Here is a 14,678-nt window from a genome sequence, read left to right on the forward strand (position 1 = left end):
ATATGCAAGAAGAACTGCAACAACTCGAAGAGCTTAAAAACAAACTGATCCTCTACTTTGTAGAAAACGGCATGCGCCTATTCATGGCCGTGCTGATTCTCATCCTAGGCATTTGGATAGGGAAACGCGTCGCCAATCTCATCCTTAAAATCTGCGAAAAGAAAGAGCTCGACCCCACACTCGCGCGCTTCTTCGCGGGCGCCACAAAAGTCATCATCATCTCCTTCGCGCTGATCATGGCACTCAGCAAGGCAAACATTGAAATCACCCCCCTGATCGCCCTCATCGGTGCCAGCGCCTTCGGTTTAAGCCTAGCAGTCCAAGGCCCCATTTCCAACTACGGCGCCGGCGTCGTGCTGATTATCACCCGCCCCTTTGTCGTTGGCGACACACTCACACTCAATGGACTCTGCGGCATCGTCGATAGCGTCAACCTCGGCAACACCCAGTTAATCAACGAAGACGAAGAACGCATCACCATACCCAACCGCAAGGTATTAGGCGAAATTTTCACCAACTCCTACGAGTTCAAAGTAGTCGAAGCCGTCGTGGGCATTGATTATAGCGCCGATCCCGAACAAGCGATCCAATGCATCGCCACAGCCGTCAAAAAAATCGAAGGCATCGCGCCCGAGCGCGAGCCCGACGTCGGGATCGAAGACTTCGGCGACTCCGCGATCAACATCGGCTACCGCGTCTGGGTGCCCACCCAAACCTACCACCAAACCCGCTACCAAATCAACCTAGCCGTCTTCCGTGCATTAAAAGATGCAAAGATCAACATCCCCTTCCCACAGCGCGATGTTCACCTGATCCCCTCAGAGCCCAAGGAGGGTTAAAGCGGGACCAGCAGTTAGGTAGGACGGTCCGGACACAACCGTCGTCCCGATACAGGCGCATCTGCCTATAATAACGATTCATACCGCTCAGGTGCGCTGTTTTGAACCATGAAAGTCGACATGATGCCTCTTTTGTACTTGTCTTGAAAGATGCCTACTTCTCTGAAACAACAATCCCAAGCTACAGCCTATCTGACGCACAAATATTCGACAATGCAAACGCAACTCCGAATGGAAGTATACAATCAGACGCAAGTAAATTTGCCACCTTCTTAGATGCTCGCGTGCCTCTTCCTAGGATCATCGATATAGAAAGAAGATAAAATGAAACTGCCCATTTACCAAATTGACGCATTCGCCCCAAGAACCTTTCAGGGGAATCCAGCAGCTGTATGCCCTTTAGAGGCCTGGCTACCGGATGAAATACTGCAAGCGATTGCGGAAGAGAATAATTTGGCTGAAACAGCATTCTATGTTGAAAAAGAGAGCGCTTATGAGCTTCGCTGGTTCACACCGACGAAGGAGGTGGATCTCTGCGGACATGCGACACTCGCGGCAGCTCATGTCATATTCGAAAATAACGGTCTAAATAGGAATGAAATCACTTTTCACTCAAAGAGTGGCCTACTTGGCGTGACTAAATGCGGTGAGCTTCTAGAACTCGATTTCCCGATTCAAGCAGGAGTTCCCTGTGAACCCCCAGCTGCATTAATCGAAGGCTTGGGAAAAGTGCCTTCTCAGTGCTTCAAAGGGATGGATTACATGGCGGTTTACAAAGATGAAGCGACGATTCGTTCCCTGTCTCCTGATTTCACAAAACTACGCGAATTAAACCTACGCGGAGTGATCGTCACTGCCCCGGGAAAATCTTCTGACTTTGTGAGTCGCTTTTTCGCACCCAATTTTGGAATCAACGAAGATCCAGTCACAGGCTCGGCCCACTGCGCCATGACGCCCTACTGGGCTGACAGATTAGGAAAATCAGATATGATGGCAACACAGCTCTCAAGGAGGACTGGCCAACTTCGATGCAGGCTCAGCAAGGACAGGGTACTGATCGCCGGAAAAACAATAGCTTATCTGAAAGGTGACATAGAACTGAATCGCGATTGAGACTAAGTCCACATGCCACACATCCTCAGCGCCCAAGTGGCGCCCCAGCGCTCAGCTCCGACGCGCCAGTCATTGATACTATCACAATGATAGAAAATGCACCAAGTTTATCACCATCGATAACCACGGGCGCGAGCCGCCATTCGGAAGACATTCGATGGTAATCAGGGAGGGATTTGTTCCAAGCGAAGCGACAAGACCGAACGCGCAACGGATCGAACCACCCATAGGGTAAAAAGCACTTCCTATTGAGCGGAGCGAATGGTACTCAGGGAGGGATTTGAACCCTCACGCCCTTGCGGGCACCACGACCTGAACGTGGCGTGTCTGCCGTTCCACCACCTGAGCATCTTTCGAGGGTTCGTATTTCGTTGATTAAATGAAGGCTGTCAATGATTTCAGCTCGAAAATTACTGGAAGATTACGGGAACAATGTCACTGCATCTCAAAAACGAGCGCGGTGGTATTATCTTTGCCGTCTGTTTGAACAGCCTCAGACACCAGACGCTGAGCCACGTCTGCCGGCGCATTTTTGGGCGGGTTACGAATTAAACGTTTCATTCCGCTATCCCAGAGCCCCTCAACTAGCCCATCTGAACAGATAAGAAAAGCATCCCCGGCATCATAACCCACCGCCCCAAACTGCGGGCTCAAATTCTGATTCTTCCCCCCCAGCACCTGCTGCAGGGCGTTACGCCCAGGGTGGCTTCGCGCCTGTAATTCCCTCAATTTTCCTTGGCGCTGCTGCCAACCAACATGCGTATGGTCATGACTAACCTGCTGAATGCCTCCCGACGCGGGCAAATGATAGATACGACTATCGCCGACATGGCCAAAGTACACCCACCCCGGACGCACCCAACAGAGACTCAATGTCGCTCCCATGCCGCGCAATTCTTCGTAGCAAAAGCCCATATGTGTGAGCTCTCGGTGAATCTGGTCAAACAGCTCGCCGAGCACGTCTTGAAAACCAACGTCGATTCCGCCAGCCGCCGTACGAAAGGCTTGTGGCAGCAGGTTAGTGATTTTATCCACGGCAATCTGGCTAGCAAACTCTCCAGCGTTGGCGCCTCCCATGCCATCACTGACCGCGAAAATATAGTCATTTTCGATCAACTCCGCATCGCCAAATTTGCCAAGTCGCCGCACTCCTTCACCATTAATTGCTAAGGCTAAAAAGGCGTCTTCGTTGTTTTTGCGATAACGCCCAACATCAGTCAACCCTGACCAACGTATCGCGCTCGCCTCTTGATACGCCTGCTCACTCATCGCCCATTTGCTCCGTTCCACGATTCCACTGACTCCGATCAGCGACCGACTCCATTTTAGGTGATGGCGGATACCCGGGAACCAAAATCGTCGCAAACTCGAAATCAATCACACAAAATCGGCCTAATTGCGCGCTATAAGTGATGTTACGAACCTCGGCATCATCGTGTCGCACGCCATACTGCTCCAATTCGTGAAAAACCTGCTGCTTCTTTCTATCACTGATGCGATCCACGCGCGCCCCACAGTTAGAGGTCACTAAATACAGTTTGGCGTCATCCTTTTCGACGATTTTAGGCACGAAAGTACAACCGTGCTGATCCAAGAACTGCAATACCCTCACCTCATTCTCATAACGCTCGCGAGCTTGCGGTCCTTTAAAGGTTTTATGCACTCGCCCATCATAACCGATATGAACGACCGCTCTGGCTGTATTTTTGGCTTCTTCCATTATTAAAAAAAATTTCAGGGTTTCTCTTGTGCAATGGCAAGATTTCAACAGAAATCTTGCAAGGTTCTATTCATAGAGCGTAAAAAATAAAACACGCGGAGGCAATGGCACGCATTCTGCTAAAATATAATTTCCGCAGGTGGCGCATTTTCTACCACCCGCTGAAACTCAACAGTCAATCAACAACCTGACATAACACAGTAATAGCTATGGCTAAAATCAAACTCGAATACCTCTGGCTGGATGGTTACACACCAGTTCCTAATCTCCGCGGCAAGACCTGCGTCAAAGAAGGCGACGTAGACACTTGGTCACTCGAAGACTGCCCACTTTGGGGCTTCGATGGCAGCTCCACGCAGCAAGCCGAAGGTAGCAGCTCTGACTGCATCCTCAAGCCTGTCGGCCTCTACCCCGACAGCACACGTAAAAATGCATTTTTGGTAATGTGTGAAGTTCTGCTTCCAGACGGCACTCCACACCCATCCAACGCCCGCGCAACGATCCAAGAAGACCAAGGTCTTTGGGTCGGCCTCGAGCAAGAATATTTCCTAATCCAGGACGGTCGCGCATTGGGCTGGCCAGAAAATGGCTTCCCTGCTCCTCAGGGCGACTACTACTGTGGCGCAGGTTACTCTTCTGTGGGTGACATCGCTCGCAGCATCGTTGAGGAACACCTCGACCTCTGCCTCGATGCAGGCATCAACCATGAAGGTATCAACGCTGAAGTGGCTAAAGGCCAATGGGAATTTCAGATTTTCGGCAAGGGCGCCTACAAGGCTTGTGACCAAGTTTGGGTCGCTCGCTACATCCTACAGCGCCTCTGCGAAAAGTATGGTGTCGACGTAGAATACCACTGCAAGCCTTACACAGGCGACTGGAATGGCTCTGGTATGCACTGCAATTTCTCCACAGAATATATGCGTGAAACTGGCGGCAAGGAGTATTTCCTCAAGCTGATGGACAAGTTCGAAGAGTATAAGGACGAGCACATCGCTGCTTACGGTCCCGACAACCACATGCGCCTCACAGGTCTCCACGAAACCCAATCAATCGACAAGTTCTCTTGGGGCGTTGCCGACCGTGGTGCTTCGATCCGCGTGCCACACAGCTTCGTCAAAGACGACGCTTACAAGGGCTACCTCGAAGACCGCCGTCCAAACTCGCAAGGTGACCCTTACCAAATCGTCTCCCGCGTCTCCAAAACAGTCGCTGAAGTCGAAGCTGAATACAAATAAGGCGTTTACACCTCTGGTAGGCCCTATGCAGCTGAAAAGCGAGACTGGGAACAGAGTTTTAAAAGCCCAAATCATTATCATCAACGCCACTCCTCTGGAGTGGCGTTTTTTTGGCTTCCGCTCGCTGGCCAGCCTGAGCATAACGCGAAACTGCAGCCCGACGCGCACCCCAAAGCCTCTTTTAAGTGACGCAAGGCATTCCTTCAGATTAAGAATAGCGAAGCAAAACGATTAGAAAAACCATACACTTCATTACCTGTGCTTATAAAAAAAGGCTCGAAAGCATCGGTAAAACTAGAATATACGCTTAGGCAAAAACATAAAATCCATGTAAAAAGGACTCGAAACGTAACACTCTCCCGATCCCTACAATGCTCACCCCCTTACCTGCAAATCTCGAGATCCTACATGATCGTGACGCGCTCATCATTCGACGAAAGTGGTTTTCAGTATTCGCCTTCTTTCTCGCATTGTTCACCCTAATCTGGAACGGCTTCATGGTAGTATGGATGACGATTGCGCTCAAAAATGGTGCCTGGCCCATGGCTGCCTTCGGCTCGATCCATGCGATGGTGGGCATCTTTCTCGCCTATTTCTGCGTCGCGAGCTTTGTCAACAAAACCGACATCAGCATCGACCCCAACTACCTAAAGGTCCGACACTACCCATTACCTTGGCGCGGCGCAAAGAAGCTGCGTGTTCATGAGATTCAGCAGCTCTATTGCAAAGAGCACATCCACCGTAGCAAAAATGGCATGAATATCAGCTACCACTTACTTGCGATCACCAATAACCGGCGGGAGCAGAAATTACTAAGTGGACTTCAGGAGGCCAGCCAAGCGCAATTCATCGAGCGCGAAATTGAAAATATCCTAGGCCTCAAGGACATTCCCGTCGCTGGTGAACATCGTAAATAATCCACTCGATCCAACAAGATGACAGCATTCGAAAGCAGAGCCTGGCTCCTCGAGGGGGCGAGGAAAAGTATCCCCGGCATGCTCCATTGGGACGGAGATGCCCTGACTTTTGTCGCCTGTGGGCCGGGTAAGTTTAGTGAACACGACATCCAGATGCTGGCGGATCGCTTCGCCATGCCGGACGGAACATGCGCCGCGATTCTAAAAGAACAGCCGAGCCCCCTGCTACGCGCCAGCAAGGGCGAGATCAGCGGCTACAAAATGCCCTGGTATTATTTCAAGGGCGGCATTCACATCACTCTCCGCAATCAAAGCTACAAGTTTTCCTTCATCCGTCCGCAAAACACGGTCGAGCCAAGCTATTATTTAGAAGATCAATACCGCTGGGCAGGAGGCGCAGGTCAGGAAGACGTCGATGTGCTCGGCGGCAAAGCAGCAGGTGCACAATGGAAGCAATTGCTGGAGAAGATTCTGGCATGACTACGTAAGCCCGCGAAGGAAAATCGCCCTGTGGCATTTCAATTTTAATATGTTTAGACGATCTCAATTTCTATTAGCTATCTGCACGCTGATTTTGTGCAGCCTACATGGTCAGGCACAAGAGCCCGCGACTGAAGGCACACGCTACGCCACCGGCATGGTCTTCAATGAGCAGACCTATCGCAGCATCCCGTATAAGGCGCCCGTCACAGAGGAGACGTATGCCAATTTACCGCCCTCGGTTTCCTTGGAAAAATACTGCCCGACTCCTGGCAATCAGGGGCCGCACGGCACCTGCACCGCCTTTGCCTCCGCATACCATATGCGCACCATGCTCTACGCGATTGAGCACGGCTTAACCTCAAAGGCACAGATCAACGCCAACATCTTTTCGCCCTCCTTTATTTATGAGCAGATCCGGCTCGTCACACCGGATCCCAATTGTAAGGAAGGCACCGACATCGCGCAGGCACTCCAGCTCATGCTTACCGTCGGGGCCGCCAAAATTAAGGACGTCCCCTACCAGTGCTCGATCGGCATCGATTCGAACGACATGCTGAAAGCCACCGAATTTCCCTTGGTGGACTACCAAGTGCTCTTCTACGTGAATAACAAACCAGACAATGAATTCAAAGTGCGCTCGATCAAGAAAGCACTCTCTGAAGGGTCTCCAGTATTGATCGGTTTCACGGTCTATCCCTCCTTCCATCGACGTGGCCACAGCGTCTGGACACGTCAACCCGGCGACCTCGAAGCCTCCGACAGTCACGGGGCGCACGCCATGGCCATCGTCGGCTACGACGACAACAAGCACGGTGGCGCCTTTCGCATCATCAACAGTTGGGGCACTGGCTGGGGCGATGGCGGCTATATCTGGGTGCCCTATGAACATTTTGCGCCTGCCTGCTTTGCGGCCATTCAGGCCTATGGTAAGCAACCCAAAGCACAGCCGTATCAGAAGAATACCATTCGCCCGCCCGAAATCCCGCTCTTGCTAGCAGGCAGTGTCGCCTTTCAAGAACGCGACGGCACCCCGATGCCCGCGATTAAAATCGTCGAAGACGGCAAGTCGGCTTCGGGCAATCGCTACCAAGGCTATCGTCTGGCACGCGCCTATCAATCCGGCACGCGCTTCCGCTTCTTTGTGACGACCAATTCACGCGCCTACCTGTATGCATTCGCCACCGATCTGACTGGTAAAATCACTAAAATCCTACCCTTCGACGACAACATGTCGCCGATGATCGGGCGAGACAGCACCATCGCCTTTCCCTCCGAGCGGAAAGTCATCCGTATGGATAACGAACCCGGCACCGACTATCTACTCATGCTTTATTCTGACGAACCGCTCAATGTGCCCTCTCTAATCGAATCCATAGAATCCAAAACGGGCACCTTGTCAGTCAAAGTAAACCAAGCCCTGGGCCCCCGGCTAATTGACCAAAAATACATTAAATACGATTCCGACGGCATTGGCTTCGCCGTGCAGGAAAACACCCGCGGCCATGTCGTCCCGCTCATGGTCGAGATCCTGCATAACTAAACCGAAACACACGCCATGGCTTTAATAACCAGCCCAGAGCTTACTCCAATGTGAAGCTCGAAATATGCCTTCCGCCCACAGCTGCAACCCGACTAACGACTACCATCTATGCGCTTCCTACCTTATTTCTTTTTACTGCTAGGAGTCTCCCTTGCCAACGCCTGGCAGACTGAACCATCCTTGAGGCCTACAAAAAGTCCAGACGATCAAATACTCATCGATACAAGCTCAGACCAGATAAGTCTTTTTGAACGAGAGACTTTAGAGCGCAAATTCGTCATCGAAGGCAGCTTCAATCCACGTTTATTTTCACCCGATGGGCGCATACTAATCTATTCCAACCCGAAACTGGGCCTATTTTCCCTCAATCTGGAAACTGGCCAAACTCGCAATCTAAGCAACACTCCCTACATCACTGCGATCGCCATCTCAGAAGATGGCAGCCAACTGATCAGCACCTCAGCATGGCCTGACACATACGCGAGTGAGTCGATCCAAGTGCATCGTATCGCGACGGATGGTCAAAGCCCACCCGAGTTGCTGTCGGAAATAAAGCCAGACACACTCAAATGGTATGATCAGAGAGCGTTTCTAATTTCTAAAAATGCGGATAAAGCGATCCTTGTGGCGCAAGAATATGGTCCAACCAATGATATATACGATCCAAAGGAATACGGTGATTATGTCTTCACGGAGATTTCTCTGATCGATGGTTCCAGCCAGCGCTTGTCGTCCTTGAGCAAGGATAAAGACTTAGGCTATTTCACGGGAGGCCGATGGGTAGACGAGACACGCACCACACTCGAAGAAACAGGCGGCTACTACTTATTGCTCGATCCATACGCGGGCAAAATAATACGCAGAATCGATCTCCCTAATGTCAGTTTTCTCTTTCACACGGAGGGGCAAATCCTGGCACGACGCACGGTTGAAGAAGAGGGCTCCGAAAAATATTTCCATGACTATTTGCAAAGCGGCAGCTTGAAAACCATCCGCAACGTCGAAGTCCAAAAAGACGACCGCGGCCATTGGCCATCTCCTGAGGAGTCCGCCGAGCCTCCAATCGATTTCCCCCAAGCCCCCCAGGCTTTTACTTACGACAACCTCGCCTTTCACCCAAGCAAGCCTGAGTTTTTCGCAATGGATATAGACGAAAACGTCTATTTTTACCGCGCCACACGCTCCGGCCTTCAATTTCAAGCACGGGGCCAGCAGGCCTTCTGGGCTCAGCACAGCCCCGACGGAGAACAAGTCTTTTTCGAACGGCTCTACGACGCTCCGACCGAGCAAGTTGCCACTGCAAAATTCCCATCAAATGAGGGCATCACCTATCAGGAACCGCCTCTTAAAAATGCGGACCCCGTCTACGCCTCGCCACCGCTCGTCTCCCCAAGTGGGAAATGGCTCATCAAGATCAATAATCGGGCCGCGACACTGCACAAGTTTGGCGAGCCCCCAATCGTCAGCACTTTGAGCAGTCACAATGGGAATTATAATGCCCCTCAACAAGAGTATCGTTTTGCATCCGACGAGAAGGCGCTCTACCGCATAATATACAATTACTCATGGGAGGGGGATAGCCTCGTAGGCTTGCCATTCCTCGAGGCTCTCGCCTTCGATCCGAGCGACAATTATCCGGCAGAAAAATGGTCCATTGAGTTACCGGAAAGAACACCGGTCTGGCTCGACCCGGTAGTCGGACCTTCAGTCCGGATGCTCGATATAAGCTCTGGCAAGCGACTCTCTTTTGACTCTCAAACGGGCGCACTCACGTCGACTTCCGTAACAGGATTCGACCCCGACCTATTTTTAACTAGCATCACGGACACCGAGTTCAGCCCATCGGGCGAGCAACTGTTTCTCGCATGCGGAAAAAACTTAATCACAGTCTCTCAAGATGAGCAGGGAGCTCACTTAAAAGCCCAAAGCCTCGCCAGCGAAATACAATCACTCCACCGCTATGGCGATCAACGGCACCTCGTTGCCCAACTCAGCACCGGCCCTCTGGTATTCCTCGACATGGATAGACCGGATTTACCGATCACCTTAACACTCAAGATTTATGGAAGTGAAAGCGGAGCGTTTCTAGCCTATACTCCAAATGGACAATTCGATGCCACCAGCTCCATCATGGATAGTGGCTTCCTAGTTCAAGGCACTCGCCCCATCCCACTAAACACGATAGCCGCACGCAGTCATGAGCCGGGACTAATGGCCAAAACCCTTGGCGAAAATGCTGTCGCGGCCGACGAATCCCTACAGGAATACATACAGCCCCCCTCCATTACCGCAAAGGACTATTGGGAATCGGCCATGAGTCGAAAAATAATATTCCACTCTGTCAGCCAGCAATATGGACTCGACGAAGTCACCCTTTACCAGAATGGCAAACTGATCGACAGCATCTCCGGCGAGGAGAAATCCGAACTGAGAGGCGAATTCAAAGTCGATCTGCTTCTCGAAGAGAATCGCTTCGAACTCGTCGCCATCAACACAGAAGGAGTCAGTCGCCGGTCCGAGCTCATCGTAGTCAACCCACCAGAAGCTCTGATAGAGGAAGCACGCGCCGCCCAGCGGCCGGCAGAGTTACACATCCTCGCAGTCGGCGTCGACCAGTATCGCAACTCCGAATACAACCTCAATTATGCAGAAGCCGATGCGAGCGCCATCCTCGATAAAATCGAAACGGCCAACCGCGATCTTTTTGCCAAGATCCATCAACATCATCTTAAAAGTTCAGCGGCGACTCGTAGCGGCATTCTCCAAGCCTTCGAAACCGTGCGAGCGACTGCGCTGCCCCATGACGTCTTCGTCTTCTATTTTGCCGGGCACGGTGTCATGTCGAAAGAGAATAACCAGTTCTACCTCGTCCCTCACGACGTGACACGAATCTATGGCGACAGTCAGAGCCTCACGGAGAACGGGATCTCTGCGGACCAGCTTCGGAATATTTCAGCCTCGATTAAAGCGCAGAAGCAGCTCTTCGTCCTCGATGCCTGTAACTCCGGCGGTGCTCTCCAGGCTTTCACCCAACGTGGAGCCAGTCAGGAAAAAGCGGTCGCGCAACTGGCCCGAGCCACAGGCACCCACTGGATTACGGCATCAGCAGATGATCAGTTTGCCACAGAATTTGCCGACCTCGGCCATGGCGCTTTCACCTACACCCTCCTCAAAGCAATCGATGGCGAAGCGGATTCGGGCGACCGGCGCGTGACTGTAAACGAGCTCAAGGCCTACCTGGAGTCAGAATTGCCCGAAATTACAAAGAAGCACAAAGGTTCACCACAATATCCTGCCAGCTACGGCTCCGGTCAGGACTTCCCCATCGCTCTACTACCTTAATTTAACCGACAAATGAACAAAACTTTAAAGTTATGGATCAGTTCACTGCTCATTGGATCCTGCGTATTTGCTCAATACGAAGATCTCTTCAATAACCCTGAATTGATCGAGAAGTCAGAATTTTCAGAGAAACCGAAAGCTGACGCGCCAGCTCCTGAAGTGGTCGAAGCGCAACCGCTCCTTCATCTACTCAGCCCCTCACCGCACCGTGAGCCACTAAGCGGCATCGATGTATCGCCCGACGGGCGCTATGCCCTCACCTACTCCAATCAAGTGCTCAAAATCTGGGATATAGAGCATCGCGCCGCCATCGCAGACTACACGCTGGATAGTGAGAAGCTGCGCATACAATATGCCCGGTTCCGAAGTGATTCCAAGGAAGTCTGGCTGATGACAACTGGTCAAAGATTGGAGGCTTACGGCTTTGATTTTAAAAAGAGAACCGCGGTGATTTCAATGTATGGTTTTCCACAGACCTCCATGGTCATGAGTCATGACCGAACCGCATTAATCGGCGCCAGTTATTATAACAAAAAAAACAGACTGAATATCGAACGTCTCGATTTAAACACGAAAGAACGGACAAAACTAGTCGACGCCCTGATCTTGACTGACTACGGGGTGCCCTTGACCGAGGATCTGAAAATGACTGACTTCACGGTCGACCAAGCGGGTGAATTCGCGACCGTTCGCTTCAAGGCTCAAGTGCCGACACTACTACTCAACCTGAAAACCAAGGAAGTAGCGGCAACGATACCTTGGGATAAGGGAGTCATCGGCTTCCTACCGGATGGTCGATTATTAGCGCATACTTTTGATGGCCAACAAAACAAATATAGTCACTTCAATCCAGTCACCTTCGAAGTTAAGCAGCTCTTTACCCATCCATCTTCGACTGCTATCAGCCCCGTATTACCAGAACGCTTGGATGATCCAATAATTATAAGAGAAGGTGCGGATTCCCTTATCTTTTATGACCTGGAAAGTAATCAAAAGACCGACAATCTAGCAATTGCAGGACGTATTGCTGATGCTCTGACAACAATCCGCGTCCAAGGGCAGAAACGCTACCTCATCGCTCAGCATTCAACAAATAAAAACCAAAATTCAACCGCTTTAACCTACCTCACGACAATCAACAGCGCCAATCAAAGCTATGGCTCCGATTGGCAAATCAGCACCTTCCAGCCAAAGGATCTCACGGCGAGTTTGACCGACTTCCGCTTCCTCATGCACAACGGGAGGAGCCTCCGGGAAATCACCCTCACCGAGTCAGGCCTGCCGACAAAAGAGTTGAATATCGAAGGTATTCACCCTGCGACTACGATTTCCTACTTCGATCAGTCATCCAATCAGTGGCTTTTGTTGGGCAAGAATACCTCGGCTATTTATAAAGCCGATGAAACGACCGGAGTGTATACGGATAAAAAAGTGATTCAGGGCGGCAGTCGTGACTCAGCCAAGACTTATCACTTCGACCTCTCAAGAGATGGCCGGATGCTGGCGCGCTATCACCAGTTAGCAGTCACCGTCACGGATCTAAACTCAAATCGAGTAGTGCGTGAGATCAAAGTGCCTTCCAGTTACGCAATCAGCGACGATGTATACCAGCGCGTAGCACTTTCGCCTGATGGCAGTCACGTCGCTTTTGCTTACTCAATGAATAGCGAAGCAGGAACCATCGATACCGTAGCATGCTATAATGTTGCCAGTGGTAAGCTGGAGTGGACTCAAACCGCAGACAAGGCCTACGAGCGCATCGACAGCCTCAGTTTCAGCCCCGACGGACGTTTTTTATACCTATACGGGCCATCAAACAAAGCGAGTGGGACAAACTCATTGAGTGCGCGCTTTGTGAGCACAGGTGAACTAAACCAAGCCTATAGTTGGTGGGGTAACTCTCAAATCGTTTACAACGCCTCCTCGACCCTCGCTGCCTATTTCACGAGTAATCAGGTCCATGTGATGGCGCTCCCTTCAGGAAAGATAGTGGGCTCGGCACCTCTGGAATTAAGACCGGAAAAACTAAGTTTTATCGGATCAGATAATTTCTTAATCGCTCAATCTGCGACCGATGAAACCATCCGCTTAATCGACATTCGAGAGAACGAAGTCGTGGCAGAGATGAAGCTGTTTGAAGATCCCAACAAGTGGTTGGCAGTGCACCCGCAAACAGGCCTCTTCGCCTCAGATACATCCGTGCAGCAAGAACTCAAATTTATACAAGGCGAGGCGATCACCCCACTCGCGTCTTACTTTGATGAACTGTATCGACCACGCCTACTGGGATCATTAGTCAAAGGTCTCTCCCCAAAGCCACGCATCGCGATTACCGATTTAAAATATGCGCCCAAGTTAACGCTAAAAATCGATGGTCCCTCGACACGCGGCCTTTCAGTCGAAGATGAGTTTGAAACGTTCGAATTACCCAGCTCAAAGGTCACACTTTCTTTGCATGCCACCTGTATTGGTTCACCGGTTACAGACTTACGCATTTACCAGAATGGGAAACTCGTCTCCGGCGCAACCCGCGGGCTCTTCGTAGAAGATGACGATACCTACGTTGAAGAAGAAAACTTCACAAAATCTCTAACACAAACATTTGAATTAACACCGGGCAAAAACCGCTTCCGAGCGATCGCGATCAATGAACAAGGCTCCGAATCGATTCCCGATGAAGTAATTGTTTACGCAAAGGATTCCGGACAAGAAGTTGAGCAAGGTGGCATTGCACTACACCTATTAGTTATCGGCATCAATCAGTATCAAAATTCGAAATACAACTTAAACTACGCACTCAATGATGCCCAATCCGTGCAAGCGGTGCTTGAATCATCGTATAGTGGACTCTTTTCCCGCAAGAACCTCTACACCCTCTTTGACAGTGATGCAACGCGTGAAAACATAGTAGCCACCCTCGAAGCGATCAAAGCCGAAGCAGAGCCGCGAGACGCTTTTATCTTCTACTATGCCGGACACGGAGTCGTTTCGACCGATGAGAACCCGGAGTTCTTCCTCGCGCCTCATGAAATTCGCCAACTATACGGCGAGCGCCGTATGCTACAGGACATAGCTGTATCCAGTCAGGACTTACTCACCTACTCCCGCGACATCGCCGCACAAAAGCAACTCTTCATCCTCGACGCCTGTCAATCTGCCGGAGCTCTCAAAACCGTCGCCGTGCGCGGAGCTTCCGAAGAAAAAGCCATCGCACAGCTCGCCCGCAGCACGGGCACTCACTGGTTGACTGCCACGGGGAGCGATCAGTTTGCCACCGAGTTCGACAAGCTCGGGCACGGAGCGTTCACCTACACACTCCTCGAGGGTCTCAAAGGAGCGGCCGATAGCGGCGACGGCATCGTCAGCGTCAACGAGCTAAAAGCTTACATCGAAGCCCGAGTCCCGGAAGTGACTGCCGAGCACAAAGGCGAAGCCCAATACCCGGCTAGCTACGGCTATGGTCAGGACTTCCCGATTGTCATACCATAA

At 51.2% G+C, this 14,678-nt stretch carries 10 protein-coding genes and 1 tRNA gene; 8 read left to right on the forward strand and 3 right to left on the reverse strand.

Features of this window, described 5'->3' with window-relative positions; genetic code table 11:
* Positions 1-2: 2 nt before the first annotated feature.
* Both QEH59_RS02365 and QEH59_RS02370 read left to right on the forward strand, forming a co-directional pair.
* The gene (locus QEH59_RS02365; RefSeq protein WP_308983758.1) at positions 3-839 is read left to right on the forward strand and encodes a mechanosensitive ion channel family protein; all 837 of its coding nucleotides are present in this window, start codon (positions 3-5) and stop codon (positions 837-839) included.
* 324 nt (positions 840-1,163) lie between these two features.
* Positions 1,164-1,952 (forward strand): PhzF family phenazine biosynthesis protein, encoded by a 789-nt coding sequence (locus tag QEH59_RS02370; RefSeq protein ID WP_308983759.1) that lies wholly within the window; start codon positions 1,164-1,166, stop codon positions 1,950-1,952.
* A 262-nt stretch (positions 1,953-2,214) separates the two neighbouring features.
* Here the strand turns inward: QEH59_RS02370 and QEH59_RS02375 are convergent.
* From QEH59_RS02375 to QEH59_RS02385, 3 genes are all read right to left on the reverse strand, one after another.
* Positions 2,215-2,300: transfer RNA gene (locus QEH59_RS02375), tRNA-Leu, on the reverse strand.
* An 87-nt stretch (positions 2,301-2,387) separates the two neighbouring features.
* Positions 2,388-3,242 carry a PP2C family protein-serine/threonine phosphatase gene (locus QEH59_RS02380; protein ID WP_308983760.1) on the reverse strand — a complete coding sequence of 285 codons (855 nt, stop codon included), beginning with the start codon at positions 3,240-3,242 and terminating at the stop codon, positions 2,388-2,390.
* Complete coding sequence (locus tag QEH59_RS02385) at positions 3,214-3,672, reverse strand: protein kinase family protein (protein WP_308983761.1); 459 nt, start codon at positions 3,670-3,672, stop codon at positions 3,214-3,216. The genes QEH59_RS02380 and QEH59_RS02385 overlap by 29 nt, the downstream gene beginning before the upstream one ends.
* A 209-nt stretch (positions 3,673-3,881) precedes the next feature.
* Here QEH59_RS02385 and QEH59_RS02390 point away from each other — a divergent pair, with 209 nt between their 5' ends.
* From QEH59_RS02390 to QEH59_RS02415, 6 genes are all read left to right on the forward strand, one after another.
* Positions 3,882-4,907, forward strand: coding sequence for a glutamine synthetase beta-grasp domain-containing protein (locus QEH59_RS02390; RefSeq protein ID WP_308983762.1), 1,026 nt, complete (start codon positions 3,882-3,884; stop codon positions 4,905-4,907).
* A 371-nt stretch (positions 4,908-5,278) separates the two neighbouring features.
* Positions 5,279-5,824, forward strand: coding sequence for a hypothetical protein (locus tag QEH59_RS02395; RefSeq protein ID WP_308983763.1), 546 nt, complete (start codon positions 5,279-5,281; stop codon positions 5,822-5,824).
* Between the two features lie 78 nt (positions 5,825-5,902).
* Entirely contained in the window at positions 5,903-6,304 is a 402-nt protein-coding gene (locus QEH59_RS02400) for a hypothetical protein (protein WP_308983764.1), read from the forward strand.
* A gap of 49 nt (positions 6,305-6,353) precedes the next feature.
* On the forward strand, positions 6,354-7,847 hold the full coding sequence (locus QEH59_RS02405) for a C1 family peptidase (RefSeq protein ID WP_308983765.1): 1,494 nt from the start codon (positions 6,354-6,356) through the stop codon (positions 7,845-7,847).
* Positions 7,848-7,955: 108 nt separating this feature from the next.
* Positions 7,956-11,189 carry a caspase family protein gene (locus tag QEH59_RS02410; RefSeq protein WP_308983766.1) on the forward strand — a complete coding sequence of 1,078 codons (3,234 nt, stop codon included), beginning with the start codon at positions 7,956-7,958 and terminating at the stop codon, positions 11,187-11,189.
* A 12-nt stretch (positions 11,190-11,201) separates the two neighbouring features.
* Positions 11,202-14,678: a caspase family protein gene (locus QEH59_RS02415; protein WP_308983767.1), complete on the forward strand. Its 3,477-nt coding sequence runs from the start codon at positions 11,202-11,204 to the stop codon at positions 14,676-14,678.

Source organism: Thalassobacterium sedimentorum (assembly GCF_031127905.1).
Classification (GTDB): Bacteria; Verrucomicrobiota; Verrucomicrobiia; order Opitutales; family Coraliomargaritaceae; genus Thalassobacterium; species Thalassobacterium sedimentorum.